The following is a 20,241-nucleotide window of genomic DNA, read 5'->3' as shown; positions in this document are numbered from 1 at the left end:
GGGGCTTAGAAGTGGGTGAAGGTCAGGCCGAGCTTGTAGGTCGGGCCGTATTCTTCGTACTGGCCGTTGTAGGAGCGGTGGCCGGTGTAGACGAAATACGGCTCATCGGTGAGGTTCTGCGCCTCGAAGCTGACCTGCAGGTTTTTGGTCAGCGAGTAACGCGCGCTGAAGTCAATGAAGGTCTGGGCATCGACGTGCAAGTCGTGGGCCTTGTCGTTGATCGAGGCCAGCTCAAAGAGGTAATCGGACTTGTAGTTGGCCGACAGGCGCAGGCTCAGTTTGTCGTCTTCCCAGCCGAGCATCAGGTTGCCGACCGTGTCGGACTGATTGGGCAAATCGATGCTGCGCTTGCGATTGATACCACTGGCGGCGTCGAAGCCTTTGATCTCGGCGTCGGAGCGGCTGAAGGTGGTGTTGGCGCCAATCAGCAGGCCGTTCCAGGGCGCCGGCAGCCAGTCGAATTTCTGCGAATAGGCCAGTTCCAGGCCATAGAGCTTGGCGCTGTCGCCGTTAGCGAAGGTGTGAGCCTCAGCAAAATCAACCCAGGCCCCGGTGCCGGCGAGATCGGTGTTGTAGACAAAATTCTTGATGTCCTTGTAGAACACGAACGCCGAGACGGTGCCGGCGTGGCCCATGTAGTGCTCGATCCCGAGGTCGAGGTTGCTCGACTCCAGCGGCTTGAGGTCCGGGTTGCCGAAGGTGGCCTCGTCATCGTCGATGACAAAACCCGGCGCCAGTTGGCCGAAGGTCGGGCGCACCACGGACTTGGTCCACGCCGCGCGAACCTGGGTGTTCTTGTCCAGTTGGTAGCGCGCATGCAGCCCCGGCAGCCAGTGGTGATAGCGGCGTTTGGTCTCGGTGGACTGGAACTCGCCATCGGTCACGCCGGTGCCCTTGGCTTCGAACTCGGTGCCCTCGTAGCGCAGGCCGGCGATGAAGCGCCAGTCGTCGATATCGAGGGTGTTCATCAGGTAGCCGGCGTTGATGTCTTCACTAATCTTGAAGTCGTTGACCCGCGATTCGACCTCGTCATAGAAGTCCGCTTGATTGAGGCCGCCGATCAACTGCTTGATGGCGCTGCCGCTGATACCCGGCCCGAACTGGCCGAGGCGGTAGTCGACGGTGCCCTTCTGAAAGTGCGTCAGGTTGAGCTGGTCATCGCTGAAACCCAGCGCGTCGAAATCTTCATAGACCCAGGCCTCGAGGTCGTTGTCCTTGTTGCGCCGGCTGACCTTGCCGCCGAATTTGACCTGTGACGCGTAACCTTTGAAGTCGTAATCGCGGGCCAGGTCCAGGCGCAGGTTTTTCTCGGTGTCGGTGGTGTTCTGCTTTTCCCACTCGACCTTGTCGAGGGTGAAATTGGCCGGGTCGTAGAAGCCCGGGCCAACGATCGGCCGGGGCTTGTCGTTGTCGTAGAAACCGCTGTCGGCGAAGTCATCGTTGCCGGCGAACGCAGCATTGGCGATGTGGCCCGGGCTGTCTTCGCTGGAGCGGCTGTAGCCGGCCTGGCCGCTGAGGGTCCAGAGGCCGAACATGCGCTCGCCACCCAACACGTAGGACTGGATTTCCTGCGTCTCTTCGCGCTGCTTGAGTTTGCGTGAGCCTTCGGCGTCGCCCAACTCACCCGCGGCCTGCGGGTCAGCGAATTCGAGGCTGGCGGCGTTGCGCGTCTCGCTGTCCTTATAGCGGCTGTAGAGCGTGCGCAGGTAATAGCTGCTGAGGTCATCGGGCTTGTAATCGAAGTTCAGGCCACCGCCGGCGCGTTCGCGGCTGATGTCGTAGTCGCGTTGTTCGAACTCTTCCAGTTTGGCGCCTTGCTCGAAATCCCAGGCACCGCCGGTTTCGACGTTGTCCGAACCGAAGTCGCGCTTCTGCCAGCTCAACGCGGCGGCCACACCGAAGTTGTCGATGCCGTCGCCGAGGCTGAAGCGGTCACTGATGGCGCCGGAGAACTTGGGGCTGGTCTGGTGAGTGTTCTTGTCGTAGCTGGCTTCGCTGCTGCCGGTGTAGAACAGGCCCTTGTGATCGAAGGCCGAGAGGCTTTGTACATCGACGGTGCCGCCCAGGGAGTTGGCGTCCATGTCCGGTGTCAGGGTCTTGATCACCGACAAGGATTGCACCAGCTCCGAGGGCAACACGTCGAGGGCCACGGCGCGACGCTCGCTTTCCGGCGACGGCACCAGCGTGCCGTTGATGGTCACGCTGTTGAGGTCCGGGCCCAGACCACGCACGCTGACAAACCGCCCTTCGCCCTGGTCGCGCTCGACGCTGATCCCCGGCAGGCGTTGCACCGCTTCGGCGACGTTTTCGTCTGGCAGCTGAGCCACACCGTCGGCATGCACCACGCTCTTGATGCTGTCGGAGCTGCGTTGCTCCTTGAGCGCCTGGTCAATACTCGCAGCCTGCCCCACCACTTCGACGTGTTCAGTGTTCGCGGTGGTTTCGGCGGCGCTCAGACGTTCGCTGGCCATCGCCATGGCCAATGCGGTGAGCGTAAAGCTGACGAGCCCGGCGGTACTGCTGCGCTGGTACATGATGGTCCTCCCCCAAGAGTCCGATAACGCCAGGCAAGTGGCCCGGCAACTGGGAGGGCAAGCTAGGGTCGGGGGATGACCGTTCTGTGACAGGGGTTGGCGGGAAGTGCTGTAAAACGGGGTTTTGCAGGGTTTTGGGGATGGAAGTGAGCTGAAATGACCTGTGCCGGCTGACAACGCTGTGGCCAGTGATGTCCTGTGATAAGGAGCTTGCCTGTGGCGAGGGGGCTTGCCCCCGTTCGGTCGCGCAGCGGCCGCCAATAGAATCACCGCGATGTTCAAGATGGGAGCGCTTCGCACTCCAACGGGGGCAAGCCCCCTCGCCACAGGCAAGCTCCCTCGTCACAGGTCTTCGCCAGGCAGAAAAACGCCTCTGCGCCGTGAGCTGATTCGACCTTGTACCTGCCTCCCGGCCCGGTCACCCGACTGTCACAAACATCTGCTGTGCTGACGCGCATTGCCACTTCGCCAAAGGATCGCGACCATGTTCTCAGTGCTCAAACCCCATCGCTGGAAACTCGCCCTGCTGCTATTGGCGGCGAACACGGGATTGCTGCTGCACCTGGCCTGCGGCGAGCTGAAAAGCGTCAGCGAATGGGTCTGGCTGGACATCGTCGGTGAAGGTGGCTCGGCGCTTTTGGCGCTGGTCTGGCTGGGGTTGGTGCTCAAGAGTCGTCCGGCCGGGCGCGTCACCAATTACCTGGCACTCGGCTTGAGCGGCATCTTTTTTTCCTGGTGGATCGACAGCCTCGACGAGTTCATCCGCCTGCCCGCCGGCATCACCTGGGATCACTGGCTGGAATCCGGGCCGATGCCGGTGGGCCTGATTCTGCTGACCATCGGCATCTACCACTGGCACCGCGAACAACTGGCGATCAGCGCGCAGATGGAGAAACGCGAAAAACTATTCCGCGAACACCGGTTGTTCGACAAACTCACGCCGCTGGGCGGCGCCGACTACCTCAAGCGTCAGCTGGCCGGCAGCCTTGATGAAAGTCAGCGGCAACAGCAACCGCTGTCATTGCTGGCGCTGGACATCGATAACTTCACGGCAATCAATCAGGCGTTCGGGCATGACGAAGGCGACGCGGTTTTGCAGGCGCTCAGTCATTTACTGCTGCTCAACCTGCGGCGGCAGGACTTGCTCTGCCGACTGGCCGGCGACCGTTTCGTAGTGTTGCTGCCCAACACCGGCGAGAGCCAGGCACGACTGCTGGCGCTGGAGCTGCAACAAGCCGTTCAAAGCCTGGCCCACAAAACCCGGCAGCATGGCGAGCGCGTTCACCTGTCGGCCAGCACCGCCGTGGTCATGGCTGTGAATGAGGCGCCAGATGCCCTGCTCAAACGCCTCAACCTGGCGCTGGCCCGGGCCAAGCAGCCCCTGGCAAAAACAGCCTGAGGCGCGACCATGACGCTGAAAACCACGTGGTACGAAACCGACAGCCGCTTCATTCCCGGGCATTATCAGCCAGCGACCCTGATCGATCTCGCACTGTCCCGGGACATCGACAGCCATCGCCTGCTGCGCGGAACCGGGCTGTTCCATGAAGACATCCTGGCGGGGCAAACCCGCCTCAGTCCGCAGCAGTTTTTCGGGCTGATCAACAACAGCCGGCGCTTGCTGGATGCCGACGACAGCAGCTTTTTGTTTGGCCAGCGTCTGCTGCCGGGCCATTATGGCCCCGCCAGCCATGCCCTGCGTCATGCACAAAACCTGCACCAGGCACTCGACACCCTGGTGCAGCAACAGGCGCTGCTCAGCCCTCTGGTGACACCGCGACTGGTGCTGGATGAAAAACACGCCTGGTTCTATTGGCTGGACAGTTGCGGGGCGGGCGAACAATGGCGATTTCTGCTGGAGGCGAGCATGACCTCGATCGTGGCCATGAGCCGGTCACAGAGCGGCCAACGCCTGCCATGGGAATGCAGCTTCAGCCATGCCGAGCCACGTTATGTCGAGCAATACTGGGTGCATCTGGGCGAGCACACTCAGTTCAACCGGCCACTGGACCTGATGCGCATCCCTCGGGAATATCTTGCGCTTGCCTGGCCCGCTGCATCGGCTACCGCTGGTCAAGTCGCCCGTCAGGAAGCTCAAGGGCAGATCGAACAACTGGGCTTTGCCTCAAGCTTCGTCGACTGCGTTTATCGCTACTTACAAACCCATGTGCGCCAAACCCCAAGCCTCGAACAGGCGGCTCAAGCGTTCGCCATGAGCCCCGCTACCCTCAAGCGAAAACTGCAAAAACACGACACCGGGTTTCAGCAACAGGTGGATCGGGTGCGCAAGCATGTAGCGCTGTACCTGTATCAGATCAAAGGGTTCAGTAATGAGGAGGTGGCTGAGTATTTGAGTTTTAACGATGCGGCGAATTTTCGGCGGTCGTTCAAGCGATGGACGGGGAGTACGCCAAACTTGATTCGGCAGCTCTTCAGTTCGAGCTGAGAGGTTGAATGTCAGGCATGAAAAAGCCCAACCTGAAAAGGTTGGGCCAATACATTGAAAAGCCTGATTTGTTATCTGAAGCTTGCGAGCAATGGACGGGCTCTGGTTACCCTCGAGTGTCCATCATCTTGTCAGCGAGCGCTTTGGCCCTTTCAATCAACAGATTCTGTCTGTCATCGTGAGTGGCCCCTCCTACAACCGGTGCCGTCAGATTGCTTTCCGCAATCAGCGCAGCACAGAAGTATTGATCCCACACAGCTTTGTCCTCGGACATCTGCCTGGACATTTGGTCGGCGATCATGTGCGGCTCCTTTTGATGAGGTAGCACCGCTAGTTTACGCCCGAATCGCGGGACCCATTCCCCTTACTTCGCGGTAATTCACCTCCATTGCCCGCCTGCAGTTGCACGCGCTCATCGGCGTTCTTTTCCTTGGCGGTTTCAGATTGGACTCCAGTCAGGTGTCTCCCCCGCTTCAACGTTGTATCGCGAAGGCGTTACAGCCCAAACAATCTGGCGGCGTTGCCATAGAGCACGTTGTCGAGCACCGACGGCTTGAAACCCAGGCTCAGGACGTCATCGATGGATTGGCGAATCGGGCGGAACGGATACGACGAACCGAACAGCAACTGCTCCGCCAGAAAGCCGTTGGCCGCTTGCACATAGGCGTCGCTGCCAGGCTGGAACAGGTACATGTCCGGCACCAGGTAAATGTTCGGGTAGCGGAAGGCAACGCCAAGCGCTTGCTGCACGTTTGGCCAGTAGCCGTGGTAGCAGACGATCGACAACTGCGGGAACGCCTGGGCGACCTTGGCCAGATACTCGGGGTTGTTGAAGGCGGGGTCAGGGGTGGTGGGCCCACTCATCAGGAACAGCGGAATACCACGTTCCTGCAAGTGCTCGTAGATCGGCCAATACAGCACGTCGTCCGGATGTCTGGCGGGCTCACCAAAACCCGGCTCCAGGTCGATACCGGCCAGACCCAGCCCCGATATGGCACGGTCGATCTCGGCCAGCGCACCCTCGATCCCCTGGAGGGTCGGGTCGATGCTGGCGATACCGAGTAACTCGTCATGGTCACGGACGATGCTGTGAATCAGGTCGTTGGGCAGGTGCTGGCCGGGGGTGTGGCGGCCGACCACCACTGCCCCGCTCAGCCCCGCATCCCGGACCTCGTCAAGAAACCCCTGGGGTGTGCGCGAACGGGCGAAGTGTTCGTCATTGCCGCGCGTCCCCACCCGCCGATTCAGCCAGCGAGCGGTGGCAGTCCCGGCGCTATCGGGCGTGGCCCCGAAAAAGTCGTGCAGGTAGGCCGGACGGCAGCGCATATCAATCACCTTCATGCCGCGGCCTCATCCTTGGTCGATTTTTTGCCGGCCCGAATGTCGAACGCGCCCCCGGTCAGTACCTGATCCCGGACCGTGACGGGCTGTTTGCCCAACAACGGGAACACCAGTTCGGCGAAGCGGAAGGCCTCTTCCAGATGCGGGTAGCCGGACAGCACAAAACGGTCGACGCCAAGGTCGGCGTATTCCTGCAGGCGAGCGGCCACAGTCTGAGGATCGCCCACCAGCGCCGTACCAGCCCCACCGCGTACCAGACCGACGCCAGCCCAGAGGTTGGGCGAGACCTCCAGTTTGTCGCGCTGCCCGCCGTGCAAGGCGGCCATCCGCCGCTGGCCTTCGGAGTCCATCCTGGCGTAGTTCTGCTGGGCATCGGCGATGGTGTCGTCGTCGAGGTGGCTGATCAGTTCCTCGGCGGCGGCCCATGCCTGCTCGTTGGTTTCACGCACAATCACATGCAGACGCACACCGAAATGCACGGTGCGGCCATATTTCTTCGCCCGCTCGCGGACATCGGCGATCTTCTCGGCCACGGCCGCAGGCGGCTCGCCCCACGTCAGGTAAGCGTCCACATGCTGGGCAGCCAGCTCATGGGCAACGGGCGAAGACCCGCCAAAATACAAGGGCGGGTGCGGTTGTTGCACCGGCTTGAAGAAGTTCTGCGCACCTTCGACCCGCACGTGCTTGCCGGAAAAATCCACGGTCTCGCCGCTGAGCACCCGACGCCACACCGTGAGGAACTCGTCCGCGGCTTCGTAGCGCTGATCGTGGTCGAGAAAAATACCGTCGGCGGCCAATTCCGTGGCGTCGCCACCGGGCACCACATTGAGCAGCAGGCGGCCGTTGCAGGCCTGGTCCAGCGTGGCCGCCTGACGGGCCGACGCCGTTGGGTTGCCCAATGACGTGCGCAATGCCACCAGCAGCTTTATGCGATGGGTCACCGGCACCAGGCTGGCGGCGGTGATCCAGGGGTCCAGGCAACTGCTGCCCGTGGGGATCAATAAGCCGTCGTATCCGAGACTCTCGGCGGCGACCGCAATTTGCCGCATGTACTCGTTGGTAGCCGGGCGGCCGCTGTCAGACCTGCCCAAATAACGCGTGTCGCCGGAAGTGGGCAGAAACCAAAAAATATCGAGACTCATCAACGCTCTCCTCGCTGCAAAATAAGACGCCTGCTCCCCTGGATGAGGTAAAGAGGCGACGGGTAGTGCAACGCAGGGCCGGCACGGCGCTGTAAAGCGTGCTTGTTTGAACAAGTCTGGGGCAGTGGCCGATGGCTCTAGAGAGCAAGCGCCGTACCAGATCATTAATTGATTGATTTATAACGTTTTAATTTTATTGCCAGGGCAAGGTGCTGTTGCTCAAAGGCGGTAAGTGTTGAAGTGCTGTTGCTGAGCAAACAGTTAGGCGCAACGCAAGGTTGCAGATCACCGGCTCAAGTGTGAAGCCCGGTATTGTCGGCTACCGAACGCAATAGGGCATCAACCACTGACCGGGCCAGTTCGGCATCCTGTTCAGCCTTGACGCCGGACACACCGACTGCGCCTATGCAGTGGCCTTCGTGCCAGATGGCGACGCCTCCTTCGAGCATGCCTTGCAGGTTCGGCGCACTCAGAAACGCCTGACGTCCGCCATTGATCATGTCTTCGTAGACCTTGCTATCGCGACGACCAAGCGCCGCTGTACGCGCTTTTTCCGTGGCGATGTAACCGGCAATCGGCGCCGTATGATCCAGGCGCAACAGACCCAGCGGATGACCGCCGTCATCGACGACGCAAATTGCCACGGGCCAGTTGCGACGATGGGCCAGGTCTTTTGCCGCCGACAGCATGTGCGAAACGTTTTGCTCGCTCAGTAACGCCTTGGTTTGCATCTCGACTCCAATCAATGAAAAAAACGGCCGCATGCCCAGGCATGCGTGCCGAAAGAACGCCCGGTCGTTACTCGCCGTAGATATCGAAGTCGAAATACTTCTGGCGAATCTTGTCGTATGTGCCGTTGGCACGAATCGTCGCCAGGGCCTGATTGAAACGACCGGCCAGTGGATCGCTCTTGCGCACCGCAATACCGATGCCGGTGCCGAAGAATTGCTCTTCGGTAAAACTCGGGCCGACGAACTCATAGCCCTGCCCTTCCGGCCGCTTCAACAGGCTTTCATCGATCACCACCGAACTGGCCATGGTGGCATCGAGGCGCCCACCCAGCAGGTCGAGGAAGATTTCATTCTGCGAGCCGTAGCGCACCACTTCGGCACCGGCCGGGACGAATTTCTCGGTGACGTAGCGATCAAAGTTGGTCGCGCGCTGCACACCGATCCGCTTGCCTTTGAGCTGCGCCGGAATGTCGCTGATGCCGCTGCCCTTCTTGAACACCAGGCGCGCCGGAATACGGTAATAGCGATTGCTGAAATCGACCGATTTCATCCGCTCCGGGGTCATGGACATCGAAGAAATCACCGCATCGACTTTCTTCACCTTGAGCGCGGGAATCAGTCCGTCAAACTCTTGTTCCTGCCACACGCACTGGACTTTCATCTCGGCGCACAGTGCCTGGCCGATGTCGTAGTCAAAACCCACGATCTGGTTGTCCGGGGTTTTCGAAGCGAACGGAGGATAGGCCGCTTCGATGCCCAGGCGCAGAGGTTGTTCCGCCGCCTGCACGCTGACGCCAAACGCCAGCAGTGAGACGAGTCCTACTTTCAAGACAACGCTTTTTACGTTCATTCATAGCTCCAGATGCGATGTTGTTTATGTCGGGCGCTCCGCAATCGAAGGCATCCGTTATGGCAGCAGCAATGTGAACTCACGAGAGTGGCGGCTCTGTCGGCCGTCTGCTCACCGCTGCGCAAGCCTCGAACGAGCGCAGCGGTTACAACGGGATGGGTCAGACGGCGGCGGTGACGATCAACTCCAGCAGGATCTGCGGGTCATCGAACATCACTTGAGCCGTGGCGCGTGCAGGCGTTTGCCCGGCGTCGACCCAGGCGCTCCAGGTTTCATTCATGCCAGTGAAATCGGCGCCCATGTCTTTCATCCAGATCTGCACGCTGAGCAGACGGCTCTTGTCACTGCCAGAGACCTCCAGCAGTTCGTCGACCCGTTGCAGCACCTGGCGCGTCTGGCCACGGATGTCCTGGCTGCAATCGGCGGCGACGATGCCGCTGAGCCAGGCCACGCCGTTATGCACGACGCTGCGGCTCAGGCGTGGATTGCTTTCGATGCGTTGGATACGGCTCATAAATGCTCCTGGGTAAGAGGTGTCTCGGTGGACAATTGGGCAAGCGTGATGGGTTTGAGCGGCGATCGGATGCGGTAATACCCGACCTCTGCGGCCGGGACGTTGCGCTGCTCGGCAATGATTTCGGTGACGCTCAAACCACACAGGCGCCCCTGACAAGGCCCCATGCCGCAGCGACCGAACGCCTTGGTCTGATTGGGCCCCAGACAGCCGAGCTCGACGTGCTGGCGAATCGCACCGGCGCTGACGTCTTCACAACGGCAGACAATCACCTCGTCGGCGGGAATGCGGTTTTGCTGTTGCGGGCGGTACAACGCATCGATCAATGGCCGGGCAGCACGCTGGCGACGCAGGGCCTTTCGATAAGGGGCGGCGAGTTGTTGCAACGGTTGCGCATCGACTTTTCCCGAGCGTGCGGCAATCGCCAGCCCGGCCAGACGGCCTTCGAGCAGCGCCACTTGCGCACCGCCGATAGCGCCCCCATCACCGGCGATATAAATGCCCGGCAGACTGGTTTCACCTTGGCTATCGCGACGCGTGATCCAGCACAGTTGCTGTTCGCACCAGTCATGTTCGAGGCGTAGCGACCAACTGATCTGGGTGTTGGGCACCACGCCTTGATGCAGCAAAATCAGCGAGGCGGGAAGGGTCCAGCGCCGACCGCCACTGTCGAAACTCAGGGCGCTGGCGTGGGCCAGACCGTCGACACGCACATCACGGGCATCGCGAAAATGCCTGACCCCGGCGCGTTTCAATTCGATAAGCAGTTGCAGGCCCTTGAGCAAGTCACGCCAGCCGCGCAAGGCGCCAGGGACTTTGCGCCACGCTCGCAGCAGATCGCCCTGACCACTGGTGTCCACCAGCGCTTCGATCGCGATACCAGCCCGCAGGTATTGCACCGCCAGCAGGTACAACAAGGGCCCGCAGCCGGCCAATACCACTGGTCCGACCGGCACCAGCGCGGCGCTTTTGAGCAGGATCTGCCCGGCTCCGGCGGTCATGACACCAGGCAAGGTCCAGCCCGGAATGGGCATCGGACGTTCGAACGCACCGGTGGCGATCAACACATGATGCCCTTGCAGGATTTCCGCGCGGCCATCGATCAGGTAGTGCACCTGACGCTGTGGTGTCACCTGCCAGATCGCCGCGTTGCCCAGGTAACGGGCCCCGCACTGGAGAAACTGTGCGACAAGCCCCGAGCCCGCCATGTAGTCATCGCCCAGTACACTGCGGCTGCGCGCATCGGCCTGCAGGATATTGCGATAGATTTGCCCACCGGGGCTGCCCTGCTCATCCAGCACGACAACCGAAAGCCCGTGTCTTATAGCCTCAAGGGCCGCGCTCATTCCCGCAGGGCCGGCGCCAATCACAATCAGGTCGACCGTTTGGTTATTCATCAACGCCCACCTCGCCGTGGTCACAGGCCAGAAACTCGCGAGCGCCGCGCTGCCTGCGAACGCGCATGCCCGCCCGAACCGGCAGCAGGCAGGCCTGACAATTGGCTTGCCCGTCCACCTCGACCAGGCATTCGAAGCACACACCCATCATGCAATAGGGCGCGCCGGGCCTGCCGCTGACCGCACTTTCGCGGGTCTGCGTGACGCCGCTGACCAGCAATGCGCTGGCCAGGGAAACACCCGTCGGCACCGACAATGACGCGCCTTCGAACTCGATCCGCACGGTTTTTTGCGCAGGCACCAAGGCCCGGAACAAGCTGTCAGCCGGCATGGCGCACCTCACGTTTGAGACTGAAACGCTGCAGACTGAAAGGCGCCACAGCCGGCTCGTCGAATTCACCGGCAATCCACGGCGCAAGGCGCAAGGCATGGATCGCCGCCAGGGTCACGCCGCTGTGGCAACTGACCACAACCGCCCCCGGACAGGCCTGCGAGGCTTCATAGATGGGGAAACCGTCGGCACTCAACACCCGCAACGCGCCCCAGGCCCGCACCAGTCGTACGTGCCCCAACTGAGGGAAACACTGCACGGCACGCCGGGCGATGGCGCTCATCACCTCGCTGCTGGTGCCGTCGTCGAAACCTGTCGATTCATGGGAGTCGCCCAATTGCACCGTGCCTTCGTCGGTCTGGCGCACGTACGTGGTGGGGTAATGCAGAAAAGGTTTGAGTCGTTCGGTGACCAGGATCTGCCCACGATTGGGACTCACCGGCACGTCCATCCCCAACTGCGCGCCCAGCTCGCGATTGCCGAGGCCGGCGGCCAGTACGACCTGCCCGGCGAACCAGCGCTGTTGGCCGGCCTGCAACTCGAAGCCCGAGGCGCGCTGGCCAATGGCGCTGACCCGGTGACCATTGATGATCGTGACCCCGCGCATCCGGCAGGCGGCGTACAGGGCGCGTAACAATTTCAACGGATTGACGTGACCGTCCATGGGCGAGTAACAGCCGCCCACTACGGTCGGCCCCAGGCCAGGCAAACGGGTTCGCAGTTGTGCCGAATCCAGCAGCTCGAACGGATAATCACCGTCCATGGCTTCGCGCAGCCAGAGCAGTCGGCGGCTCTCTTCCGCCATCTCATCGTCACTCAAACACAACTGGAATCCGCCAGGCTGGCGCAGATGGATGTCGATGCCGGTGTCGGCCTGCAAAGCGGCGGCGAACCGCGGCCACAGCGCCACCGATTCGCGAGTCCATTGTGCGTAGGGACTCATTCCATAGCCCTTGCCCTGAACCCACAACAGGCCGAAGTTGCCACGCGCAGCCCGAAAGGCGTCGTCCCCCTCGTCCAGGACGCTGACCTGGCGACCGAGCATGGCCAGTCCATAGGCAATCGACAGCCCCACCAAACCACCGCCGACGATAACTACATCAGTTTTTTGCATGAGTTGCGTATTCGCTCTCTCGGCACTGAAAAATCACCTTCAGCGCAGGCCCTACCACTGGATAATCTCGATAGAGAAGATCCTAGAGAGCTGACAGCAGCTTGAAAAATGCTTTATTTTGGCAAGCCCATGTCTTTTCGTTATGGGTTTCTTGAAGGAATAGCGCCATGAACCTCCGTCAGCTGGAAGCCTTTCGCGCCGTGATTCTGGGCCAGACCGTAACCCGTGCCGCCGAGATGCTGCACATCTCGCAACCGGCTGCGACGCGACTGATTGCCAGCCTTGAGGAGGACATCGGGTTCAGCTTGTTCGACCGGATCAAAGGCCGGCTTCAGCCCACTCCCGAAGCCATGACGCTGTATCAGGAAGTGCAACGCTCACTGCTCGGGGTCGAACGCATTGCCCGAACGGCGCAAGACATCCGCAGCTTGAAACGCGGCTCACTGCACATCGCCTGCGCACCGGCCATGGGCCTGTCATTCCTGCCGCGAGCCATCGCCGCCTTCATGGCCGGGCATGATCAAGTGCAGGTATCGCTGGTGGTGCATTCATCGCGGGAGATCGTGGATCTGGTGGTCGGTCAACGCTGCGATCTGGGCATCATCGTACTGCCCAACACCTACCCCAGCCCGCGCGCAGAAAAACTGCTGGCAACACGCATGCTATGCGCGCTGCCGGCAAATCATCGCTTACAGGACAAGGCCACAATCCGGCCGGAAGACTTGCAGGGCGAGGCGTTTATTTCCTATCCACAATCCATCGGTTCGCGCCAACACATCGACGCCATATTTGCCGCTCATGGGGTCGAGCGCGAACTGCGCCTGGAGACCCAGCTGTCGCTGCCCATGTGCGCCTTCGTCGAGCAAGGTCTGGGGGTCGCGCTGGTCGATGCCATCAGCGCCGTTGAATACCGAGGCAGTGGCATCGTGTTCCGAGCGTTCGAGCCGGCGATTGAAATGGACTTCAGCATGCTGTTGCCGGTTCAAGGACCGGCGTCGAAACTGCAAATCAGCTTTCTCGAACACATGCAGCACTTCATCGCTCGGGAGGTGCCGGCGGATTATCGGTTCTAGATGACCGCAACTTTACCGTGATCCTGCTCCGGTTCCTCCAGCCCGATGAATCGCCGCACTCGTTGAGCCCCTGGCGCCTCGCGGATCGCCTGGGGTGATGCATCCAGCTGCACGCGACCGTTTTCCATGAAGATCACCCGGTCGGAGATCGACAGGGCAAAGTCCATTTCGTGGGTGACAATCAGCAAGGTCATGCCTTCGCGGGCCAGGTTGCCGATGACCGTGAGCACCTCGCCGACCAACTCCGGATCCAGTGCCGAGGTGGGTTCGTCGAACAGCAGGATGTCCGGGTCCATGGCCATGGCCCGGGCAATGGCCACGCGTTGTTGCTGGCCGCCGGACAGTTGATGCGGATACTTGTGGACGTGGGCCAGCAGGCCGACCTTGTCGAGTAGCTGGCAGGCGCGTTGTTCGCTCAGTGCGCGGCCGGCACCGTGATAACGAGGGGCGAGGCTGATGTTGTCCAGCAGTGTCCGGTGCGGGAACAGGTTGAAGTTCTGGAACACCATGCCGATGCGCCGTACGCCCTGACGAAGCCGACGGCCATCCGGTTTATCCTTGGCATTGATGAAGCTTTCACCGAACAACAGGATTTCACCCTGACCGATGCGTTCCAGGCCATTGATGGTGCGGATCAACGAGGTCTTGCCGGAGCCCGACGGACCGATGATAGAAATCACCTGGCCACTGTGCACCTTCAGATCAATGCCTTTGAGCACATGATGATCGCCGTAGCGTTTGTGCACGTCCTGCAGATGCAGGGCCGGGGCCGCACCTTTGGCCGGGAGGCTGACCTTGCTCGGTGCCATCGGCGCCAGACTGTCACGCAGTACTTGTATCGAGGCGCCCTCCAGGGTTTGCGGCGTACGCAGGTTCAGATCCAGGTAACGTTCCAGACGCTGCAGGGCGAAACCGAACAGGGTGACGATCAGCACGTAGTACACGCCCACTGCCGCCAGGGTTTCCATCACCAGGAAGTTCTGGGCATACAGGCGCTGGCCGACGGTCAGCAGCTCGGTCAATGAAATCACCGAAATCAACGAGGTCAGTTTGACCACCGTCACGTATTCGTTGATCAACGTTGGCAGTGAGATGCGAAACGCCTGGGGAATCACGATCAGCCGTTGCAGGCCGAACAGGCCGATTCCCAGGGCACGACCCGCTTCCTTCTGGCCCTTGGCGACCGAGATCAGCCCGCCACGATGAATTTCGGCCATGTAGGCGGCCTCGGTGACCACCAGCGCCAACAGACCGGAATAGAACGGCACCGACAGCACCGGCCCGGCACCCGGCAGCAACTGCGGCAGGTTGTAGATGAAGACTACCAGCACCAGCAGCGGAATGCTGCGAAAGAACCAGATGTAGAGAGACGCCGGTATGCGCAGCCAGGGCAAGCTGGACAGCTTGGCCGATGCCAGGACGAAACCCAGCAGCATCCCCAGGAACCACGCCAGGGTGCTTAGCTCGATGACGGTCAGGCTCGCCGCCCAGAAGTCAGCCATGGTGAACAGCGAAATAAAGTAAGCCCAATCGAATTGCATAGACACCTCGCGCAAGCCGCGCCCTCGGCCGAGGGCGCGGTTTCAGGCATTACTCGGAGACCGGTTCGAGGTCATACGTCTTGAGAATGGCGGCGTACTCGCCGTTGGCTTTGCTCTCGGCCAGCGCCTTGACCAGTGCCTGATAGGTCGCGTCAGCGTCTTTCTTGACGTAGATACCCAAGGTCTGCGGGTAAACCAGCTTCTGCGAGCTGACCACTACCCGGCCATTGGTACGCTGGGCAATCATGTGCGCGGCACCGGCAATTTCCACCTGGGCCTGGATGTTCTTCGACAGCAGCGCTTGCGTCACCTCGGGGGCCGAGGGGTACTCGCTGACGGTGATGGCGCCTTTGTTGTTCGGTACGCAGTAGTCGCTGGATAACTGGCGGAACTTGCCGACCCAGGTGGTGCCCTGCTCCAGCCCGACTTTCAGGCCACACAGGTCTTCGGGAACCTGCGGGCTCAACTCACTGCCCTTGGGCACCATGATCGCGGCGCCGGTATTGGCGTAGGCGATGGTCCGTGCCTGGAGCTGACGCTCAGGGGTGATGTACATGCCGGAAATGATCGCGTCGTAATGCCCGGCGTTGAGGCCGTTGATCAAGTTGGGAAACTTGGTATCGACGAAGTTGGCCTTGATGCCCATCGCCTTGGCCAGGGAGTGGGCCAACTCTGGATCAGAGCCGACCACATTCTTGTTGGCGTCGTAGGACTCGAACGGCGGGTAGGTGATTTCCATACCGATCTTCAAAACACCGGGGGTCGCGGTGCTGGCAAGGGCGGCACTGGCGCAGAACAGGCCAGCAGCGATCAGGCTCAGTCGGGTCGGGGCGCAGAGGGTTTTCATCATGGGAAGCTCCGTTGGTTGTTTTTTTAGGAATGAGTAGCGGTGTTCTTCAGTCGGCCGAAGCTTGATGGCTTTCGGGCACGGGACGGCAGCTCAAGCTCGCCGTTCTCCACGCGTTTGCGCAGGTACTGGTAGGTCTGCAAGGCCTGGCTCCACATGTGCTCGCCAATGGCCAGCGCCTCGTAGTCCTGAGCGTCATTGGCGAATGCAGGCAGCGGTTTGATCAGCGTGTGGTAGTCGCAGGCGTAAAACAGCGGAAAGCTGTAGCGCTCCCGAGCGACCTTGCGCACCCGGTGAGCCGTGGCGACAAAGGCACCAGCGGTCATGACCTCCAGCATGTCGCCGATGTTCACCACGAACGCCCCGGGCATTGGCGGCGCGTCGATCCACTGGTCCTGATCGTTAAGCACCTCCAGCCCCGGCTGATCGGCGTGCAGGATGGTGAAGCACTCGTAGTCGGTATGCGCGCCAATGCCCGGAGCGTCCACGGCGGTGGCGTCGAAGGGGTAATGAATCAGCCGCAGCTTGGAGGGCGGGCGGGTGACCAGTGCGTCGAAGTAACCCTCCTCCAGGCCCAGCGCCAGGGCGAAGCCATCGAACAACCGCCGGCCGAGGGCAAACACCGCCTGATAGTAGTTTTGTACCGAGCCCTGAAAACCCGGTACGTCGGGCCAGTGGTTCGGCCCCAGCAGCGGCGTTCGACTCAGGAACAGTGGATCATCCACGGGCACTTCAAAACCAATGTCGAAGGCCTCTTTATGGTCTGGCTTACCCTTGGAGTACACCTCTTCACCTTCGGGCACGAAGCCCTTGTGGCTTTCCGAGGCGCCGATGTAATGGCGCATCTTGGTCTCCAGGGGCTGCGCGAAATAATCCCTGGCCGCCTGGCGCAGCCCCTCGGTCAGTGCCGGATCAATGCCATGCCCTGTGATGTACAGAAAGCCCACGTCGCTGGCGGCCCGTCCCAATTGCTCGGCCACCGCCAGGCGGTGCTCCAGTTCGACACTGAACAGTCCGGCGATATTCACCACCGGGATGCTGTTGAAGTTGGCCTGGGTTGAAGAGGTCTTATTCATGACGGGCTCCTTCACGGGTGAAACGGTCGAAGTGTTCGCGCTCGGTGCGTGCCATCCACTGGTTCAAGGTCCAGAGATCGGCCACCGGCATATTGGTGAAGGGCAAGTGATGCAGATAACCGTCGGCACCGAACTCCGGGGTCAGGGTGCTGACCGGGTAGCCGCGCTGAAGCTGAGAGGTCCAGATGGCCTCCCAGTGGCGCTGGTGAAACGCGAGTTCACGGGCATATTCCGGGGCGGCGGGATGGGGGACTTGCGGGCCCTGGTCATAGCCGACCCGGGCTTGAATGTGATGGACACGCTCGACGAAGGTCGAAAGATCGTCGGCCGGGTCGTCCAGCAACCGCTCACAGCACACCACCCAATGGCTGATGTCACTGGTGAAACGCAGCTCCGGCAGTTGGCGGATCAGTTCCAGGGTCACCCAAGGGCTGTACAAGGAGCGGGCACGGTGAGTCTCGAAACTGCAGAACACCCCATGCCTGGCAGCCAGTTCCAGGGCCTGACCGAAGAACTCGACCTGCTGCGCCAGAGGCCAGCGGTCATTGCCGGCGAGCAGATTGACAAAACGGGGTGTCAGCTCCGTGGCCCAGCCGAGCTTGCGATCAATGTCGGCCAAGTGCTGGGCAGGCGTGGCGCGCTGATCGGGCAAGACACCGTAGGCACTGAACAGGGTGCAGATGTAGGGAACGTGATTGCTGCGCAGGAAAGCGCCGAACTCGCCACGCTCATTGGCCTGCAGTGGCAAGCGTGCTTCGATGCCATCGAAACCGGCGGCAAGCAGTTCATCCAGGGCGGATGTATGGCTGGCGGTATAGCCCCACAAGGTACGGAAAATGTCTAGCTTCATGCATTCCTCTCGGCTGCGTCGGGCCACTGGCGGATTGGGCTGGTGGCGTTGCTGGGCAGTCGAAAGGGGATGCTGCGGGCTGCTGCTCTGATGGCTTCGGTCCCGTGTGGAGGATCCTAAGGCCATGGAGACAAATGATTGAATAGGCTGCAGCAAATAGTTAGTTCAGAAATTCATGAACTAACGTGCCTGACGGGCTAAATATCACATTTCAGCATTCAACCTGGGCATCGCCTTGGGAGAAACCAGCGGCAATGCCCTGGTCGACACCGGGCGGATCGCTCTCACACCTTGGGCGGGTGTTGTGACGGTAATCGTTGCACAATTGCCGCTGGTTTGGCTGGTATCGCTCAGTCGCAGAGATCAGCGCCAGATACACCGAAGCTCGACTGTCACTTGAAGCTATTCATGCGGTTGTCATAGAGGTAATGGGCACCCAGCGGCAAACAGGATCTGTGAGCGCATTTATCCCTTTGCCGACCAAGCACCCAAGTCAATCATTTTTGACCTGGAGTTCATGCAGAAGAAACCCAAGTGACTCCGGGGCTGCACCATAACTTTTTCCCGAGCGTTGTTCATCCCACGGCATAGCATCATCGGTGCAGAAATCTCCAACACTTTCCATGCTCAGCTCGACATCCAGAAGTCCAAGCGGAATCCAGAAGTAAGGCGTCTCGCGAAGAACATTAGGCACGGTCGAACCACATCGTGAACAAAAGTCATTTCTGTACCCGCTGGGTTTGCGCCAACTAGTGATCGCACCTTGCCCGTCTTCCCATTGAAAGTCGCGAGCCTTGACCAGCGTGGCGAGGTTATGGCCAACCCCGGTTTGCTTGCGACAAAGGGTGCAATGGCAACGATAAAAAAATCGTGGTTCAACCCTTAGGGAAAAGCGTACAGCCCCGCAAAGACATTGCCCTGATGCCATGGGTATCTCTTTTGAAGAAGGATTCATCGGTATTTTATCGGTTCCAGCGTTGATATCGGAAAAGGGGTGGCCGTCATAGTAGTGGCCTTTCCTTGCCATGGAAAATGCCTGGGAGAAGCAGATGCTCCGTCTTGTCGAATGCACAAGACGTGATCAGGGGGCGAGTATTTCCTTGAGAACCGCTATAAACACATTGATGCGCTTTCCAGCCCCGTTACCTGCCGCGTCACTGACGAAGTGGAGATACCGAGCTTTCGCGCCGCTGAGGAATAACCACCACAGCGTACCGTTTCGACAAACATTTTCAGCGCCAGCAACTTATCCATAAACGGTGTACGAGATCGAAAAGTGCCGGCTGATCAGGTGATGCCCATGATCCGATTGCCCATACTCACGCCCCTGTCCCCCATTCGCTTGCCCTCGGCAAGTTGCTGTTGCTGCCAGACCAGCAGGGCGCTGTCGATGTCGTCAACGTCGGAGATCGCTTGAGCCAGGGTGAGCGCGTTTCGAGCCGCTTTGGCTGTGCTTCCGGCAGTATGAGGGCGCGGCACAAAAGCGGCATCGCCAGTCAACAGCACGCGACCAAACACCATTCGGGGGACTTTGAGATCAAGGATCGCCTGCACAAAAATATCCTTGGTCTGGCGAATCAGTTCACGAAAAGCCGGGTTGGCATGCCGCTCACCCATTTCCCGCAGGTAAGCATCCTGCTCAGCTGCCAAAGCCCCCGGTGGAATGGAGTGGCTACGCCGATGGCCATTGTTATCAGTGAGCACAGCGTCCAGTTCCGGGCCTTGCGCAGCTTTCAAATACCAGAGCCAGTTAAACCGCCGCTCACCCGGATTAACGGAGCCATTCAAGCCCGGCACCATGTATTCCAGCATCAGCGATTCGGGGTCCTGCTGAAACACAAAGTCCTCGTAAAGCTCCGCTTTGGCGAAGTCAGGAAGTCCGTTCTCATCGACTAAACCACGCCAGACCACATACCCCGAATAGGTATATCCCGCCTCAGGCAACACCAGACTTCGCACGGTTGAACCTGCACCATCGGCGCCGATCAACAAGTCTCCTTCGGCGCTGCTGCCATCTTCAAAAATCGCCGTCACCCGTTGCTCGTTTTGAGCCAGATCAACCAGCGTTTTACCCCGGTGATAGTGCTCGGCAGGCAATGCAGAAAACAATGAGTTGTACAGGGTGTTCCAGGACGTCTGAGTTTGTGGCGTCGGCTCTTTATGCACGACGGTGCCCGCTCGATTCAAATACAGACGATCATGGGACCGGACACCGAGCGCATGGGTATGTTTGATGCCTGCATAGCGAAAATGCTGCAAGACATCCGCTTGCAGAACAATGCCACCGCCACGGCTATCCATCGCCGCAGGGGATCGCTCGAAAACATCAACTTGCCAGCCAATCGCACGCAACGCCGTGGCGGCAAATAGTCCTCCCAGAGAACCACCAATGACCAAGGCCTTTGGAACATCTGGACTCTTCATTACCTTTCTCCTTGTACAGTGGTGATTCCC

At 60.3% G+C, this 20,241-nt stretch carries 19 protein-coding genes and 1 pseudogene; 3 read left to right on the top strand and 17 right to left on the bottom strand.

The genetic code is table 11. The features are described from left to right. Positions 1-5 precede the first annotated feature (5 nt). Positions 6-2,534 carry a TonB-dependent receptor gene (locus ACYZUD_RS02895; protein WP_462022514.1) on the bottom strand — a complete coding sequence of 843 codons (2,529 nt, stop codon included), beginning with the start codon at positions 2,532-2,534 and terminating at the stop codon, positions 6-8. 484 nt (positions 2,535-3,018) lie between these two features. Here ACYZUD_RS02895 and ACYZUD_RS02890 point away from each other — a divergent pair, with 484 nt between their 5' ends. Then, positions 3,019-3,933 (top strand): GGDEF domain-containing protein, encoded by a 915-nt coding sequence (locus ACYZUD_RS02890; RefSeq protein ID WP_462022513.1) that lies wholly within the window; start codon positions 3,019-3,021, stop codon positions 3,931-3,933. Between the two features lie 9 nt (positions 3,934-3,942). Continuing rightward, a complete protein-coding gene (locus ACYZUD_RS02885; protein ID WP_462022512.1) occupies positions 3,943-4,980 on the top strand; it encodes an AraC family transcriptional regulator ligand-binding domain-containing protein in 1,038 nt (345 codons plus the stop codon). Between the two features lie 106 nt (positions 4,981-5,086). Here the strand turns inward: ACYZUD_RS02885 and ACYZUD_RS02880 are convergent, their stop codons facing one another. The 9 genes from ACYZUD_RS02880 to ACYZUD_RS02840 form a co-directional block, all read right to left on the bottom strand. Then, a complete protein-coding gene (locus ACYZUD_RS02880) occupies positions 5,087-5,281 on the bottom strand; it encodes a hypothetical protein (RefSeq protein ID WP_462022511.1) in 195 nt (64 codons plus the stop codon). A 194-nt stretch (positions 5,282-5,475) separates the two neighbouring features. After that, the gene (locus tag ACYZUD_RS02875) at positions 5,476-6,321 is read right to left on the bottom strand and encodes an amidohydrolase family protein (RefSeq protein ID WP_462022510.1); all 846 of its coding nucleotides are present in this window, start codon (positions 6,319-6,321) and stop codon (positions 5,476-5,478) included. Beyond that, positions 6,318-7,463, bottom strand: a complete 1,146-nt coding sequence (ssuD, locus tag ACYZUD_RS02870) for an FMNH2-dependent alkanesulfonate monooxygenase (RefSeq protein WP_462022509.1) — start codon at positions 7,461-7,463, stop codon at positions 6,318-6,320. Before ssuD ends, ACYZUD_RS02875 begins: the two co-directional genes overlap by 4 nt. Before the next feature lie 293 nt (positions 7,464-7,756). After that, positions 7,757-8,194, bottom strand: a complete 438-nt coding sequence (locus ACYZUD_RS02865; protein WP_462022508.1) for a heme-binding protein — start codon at positions 8,192-8,194, stop codon at positions 7,757-7,759. 67 nt (positions 8,195-8,261) lie between these two features. Next, positions 8,262-9,044 (bottom strand): ABC transporter substrate-binding protein, encoded by a 783-nt coding sequence (locus ACYZUD_RS02860; protein ID WP_462022507.1) that lies wholly within the window; start codon positions 9,042-9,044, stop codon positions 8,262-8,264. A gap of 160 nt (positions 9,045-9,204) precedes the next feature. Then, the gene (locus ACYZUD_RS02855) at positions 9,205-9,558 is read right to left on the bottom strand and encodes a RidA family protein (protein WP_462022506.1); all 354 of its coding nucleotides are present in this window, start codon (positions 9,556-9,558) and stop codon (positions 9,205-9,207) included. Further along, positions 9,555-10,955, bottom strand: coding sequence for an FAD-dependent oxidoreductase (locus tag ACYZUD_RS02850; protein WP_462022505.1), 1,401 nt, complete (start codon positions 10,953-10,955; stop codon positions 9,555-9,557). The genes ACYZUD_RS02855 and ACYZUD_RS02850 overlap by 4 nt, the downstream gene beginning before the upstream one ends. After that, positions 10,948-11,286: a (2Fe-2S)-binding protein gene (locus tag ACYZUD_RS02845; protein WP_462022504.1), complete on the bottom strand. Its 339-nt coding sequence runs from the start codon at positions 11,284-11,286 to the stop codon at positions 10,948-10,950. Before ACYZUD_RS02845 ends, ACYZUD_RS02850 begins: the two co-directional genes overlap by 8 nt. Beyond that, positions 11,276-12,400, bottom strand: coding sequence for an NAD(P)/FAD-dependent oxidoreductase (locus ACYZUD_RS02840; RefSeq protein WP_462022503.1), 1,125 nt, complete (start codon positions 12,398-12,400; stop codon positions 11,276-11,278). The genes ACYZUD_RS02845 and ACYZUD_RS02840 overlap by 11 nt, the downstream gene beginning before the upstream one ends. A gap of 167 nt (positions 12,401-12,567) precedes the next feature. Here ACYZUD_RS02840 and ACYZUD_RS02835 point away from each other — a divergent pair, with 167 nt between their 5' ends. After that, entirely contained in the window at positions 12,568-13,473 is a 906-nt protein-coding gene (locus ACYZUD_RS02835; protein ID WP_462022502.1) for a LysR substrate-binding domain-containing protein, read from the top strand. On the opposite strand, the gene ACYZUD_RS02830 is transcribed toward ACYZUD_RS02835, so the two are convergent. The 7 genes and pseudogenes from ACYZUD_RS02830 to ACYZUD_RS02800 all read right to left on the bottom strand — a co-directional run bounded on the left by ACYZUD_RS02830 (position 13,470) and on the right by ACYZUD_RS02800 (position 20,211). Next, the gene (locus ACYZUD_RS02830; protein WP_462022501.1) at positions 13,470-15,014 is read right to left on the bottom strand and encodes an amino acid ABC transporter permease/ATP-binding protein; all 1,545 of its coding nucleotides are present in this window, start codon (positions 15,012-15,014) and stop codon (positions 13,470-13,472) included. The two genes, ACYZUD_RS02835 and ACYZUD_RS02830, sit on opposite strands and share 4 nt — an antisense overlap. 49 nt (positions 15,015-15,063) lie before the next feature. Further along, the gene (locus tag ACYZUD_RS02825; RefSeq protein ID WP_462025173.1) at positions 15,064-15,861 is read right to left on the bottom strand and encodes a transporter substrate-binding domain-containing protein; all 798 of its coding nucleotides are present in this window, start codon (positions 15,859-15,861) and stop codon (positions 15,064-15,066) included. A 26-nt stretch (positions 15,862-15,887) separates the two neighbouring features. Continuing rightward, the gene (locus ACYZUD_RS02820) at positions 15,888-16,937 is read right to left on the bottom strand and encodes an isopenicillin N synthase family dioxygenase (protein WP_462022500.1); all 1,050 of its coding nucleotides are present in this window, start codon (positions 16,935-16,937) and stop codon (positions 15,888-15,890) included. After that, positions 16,930-17,787, bottom strand: coding sequence for a sugar phosphate isomerase/epimerase family protein (locus ACYZUD_RS02815; RefSeq protein WP_462022499.1), 858 nt, complete (start codon positions 17,785-17,787; stop codon positions 16,930-16,932). The genes ACYZUD_RS02820 and ACYZUD_RS02815 overlap by 8 nt, the downstream gene beginning before the upstream one ends. Positions 17,788-18,280: 493 nt before the next feature. Next, entirely contained in the window at positions 18,281-18,814 is a 534-nt protein-coding gene (locus tag ACYZUD_RS02810; RefSeq protein ID WP_462022498.1) for a GFA family protein, read from the bottom strand. A 101-nt stretch (positions 18,815-18,915) separates the two neighbouring features. Further along, positions 18,916-19,041: pseudogene (locus tag ACYZUD_RS02805) on the bottom strand (LysR family transcriptional regulator); the annotation flags it as partial. A gap of 33 nt (positions 19,042-19,074) precedes the next feature. Continuing rightward, positions 19,075-20,211 carry an FAD binding domain-containing protein gene (locus ACYZUD_RS02800; RefSeq protein WP_462022497.1) on the bottom strand — a complete coding sequence of 379 codons (1,137 nt, stop codon included), beginning with the start codon at positions 20,209-20,211 and terminating at the stop codon, positions 19,075-19,077. Between the last annotated feature and the right edge of the window lie 30 nt (positions 20,212-20,241).

It is taken from the genome of Pseudomonas sp. XS1P51, assembly GCF_054897845.1.
This window is presented reverse-complemented; position numbering and strand designations above follow the sequence as displayed.

Coding starts and splice junctions, on each gene's coding strand:
- ACYZUD_RS02835 (WP_462022502.1), top strand. CDS start 12,568: ATGAACCTCCGTCAGCTGGAAGCCTTTCGCGCCGTGATTCTGGGCCAG.
- ACYZUD_RS02855 (WP_462022506.1), bottom strand. CDS start 9,558: ATGAGCCGTATCCAACGCATCGAAAGCAATCCACGCCTGAGCCGCAGC.
- ACYZUD_RS02865 (WP_462022508.1), bottom strand. CDS start 8,194: ATGCAAACCAAGGCGTTACTGAGCGAGCAAAACGTTTCGCACATGCTG.
- ACYZUD_RS02890 (WP_462022513.1), top strand. CDS start 3,019: ATGTTCTCAGTGCTCAAACCCCATCGCTGGAAACTCGCCCTGCTGCTA.
- ACYZUD_RS02885 (WP_462022512.1), top strand. CDS start 3,943: ATGACGCTGAAAACCACGTGGTACGAAACCGACAGCCGCTTCATTCCC.
- ACYZUD_RS02810 (WP_462022498.1), bottom strand. CDS start 18,814: ATGGCAAGGAAAGGCCACTACTATGACGGCCACCCCTTTTCCGATATC.
- ACYZUD_RS02860 (WP_462022507.1), bottom strand. CDS start 9,044: ATGAACGTAAAAAGCGTTGTCTTGAAAGTAGGACTCGTCTCACTGCTG.
- ACYZUD_RS02800 (WP_462022497.1), bottom strand. CDS start 20,211: ATGAAGAGTCCAGATGTTCCAAAGGCCTTGGTCATTGGTGGTTCTCTG.
- ACYZUD_RS02830 (WP_462022501.1), bottom strand. CDS start 15,014: ATGCAATTCGATTGGGCTTACTTTATTTCGCTGTTCACCATGGCTGAC.
- ACYZUD_RS02820 (WP_462022500.1), bottom strand. CDS start 16,937: ATGAATAAGACCTCTTCAACCCAGGCCAACTTCAACAGCATCCCGGTG.
- ACYZUD_RS02840 (WP_462022503.1), bottom strand. CDS start 12,400: ATGCAAAAAACTGATGTAGTTATCGTCGGCGGTGGTTTGGTGGGGCTG.
- ACYZUD_RS02815 (WP_462022499.1), bottom strand. CDS start 17,787: ATGAAGCTAGACATTTTCCGTACCTTGTGGGGCTATACCGCCAGCCAT.
- ACYZUD_RS02875 (WP_462022510.1), bottom strand. CDS start 6,321: ATGAAGGTGATTGATATGCGCTGCCGTCCGGCCTACCTGCACGACTTT.
- ssuD (WP_462022509.1), bottom strand. CDS start 7,463: ATGAGTCTCGATATTTTTTGGTTTCTGCCCACTTCCGGCGACACGCGT.
- ACYZUD_RS02845 (WP_462022504.1), bottom strand. CDS start 11,286: ATGCCGGCTGACAGCTTGTTCCGGGCCTTGGTGCCTGCGCAAAAAACC.
- ACYZUD_RS02825 (WP_462025173.1), bottom strand. CDS start 15,861: ATGAAAACCCTCTGCGCCCCGACCCGACTGAGCCTGATCGCTGCTGGC.
- ACYZUD_RS02880 (WP_462022511.1), bottom strand. CDS start 5,281: ATGATCGCCGACCAAATGTCCAGGCAGATGTCCGAGGACAAAGCTGTG.
- ACYZUD_RS02850 (WP_462022505.1), bottom strand. CDS start 10,955: ATGAATAACCAAACGGTCGACCTGATTGTGATTGGCGCCGGCCCTGCG.
- ACYZUD_RS02895 (WP_462022514.1), bottom strand. CDS start 2,534: ATGTACCAGCGCAGCAGTACCGCCGGGCTCGTCAGCTTTACGCTCACC.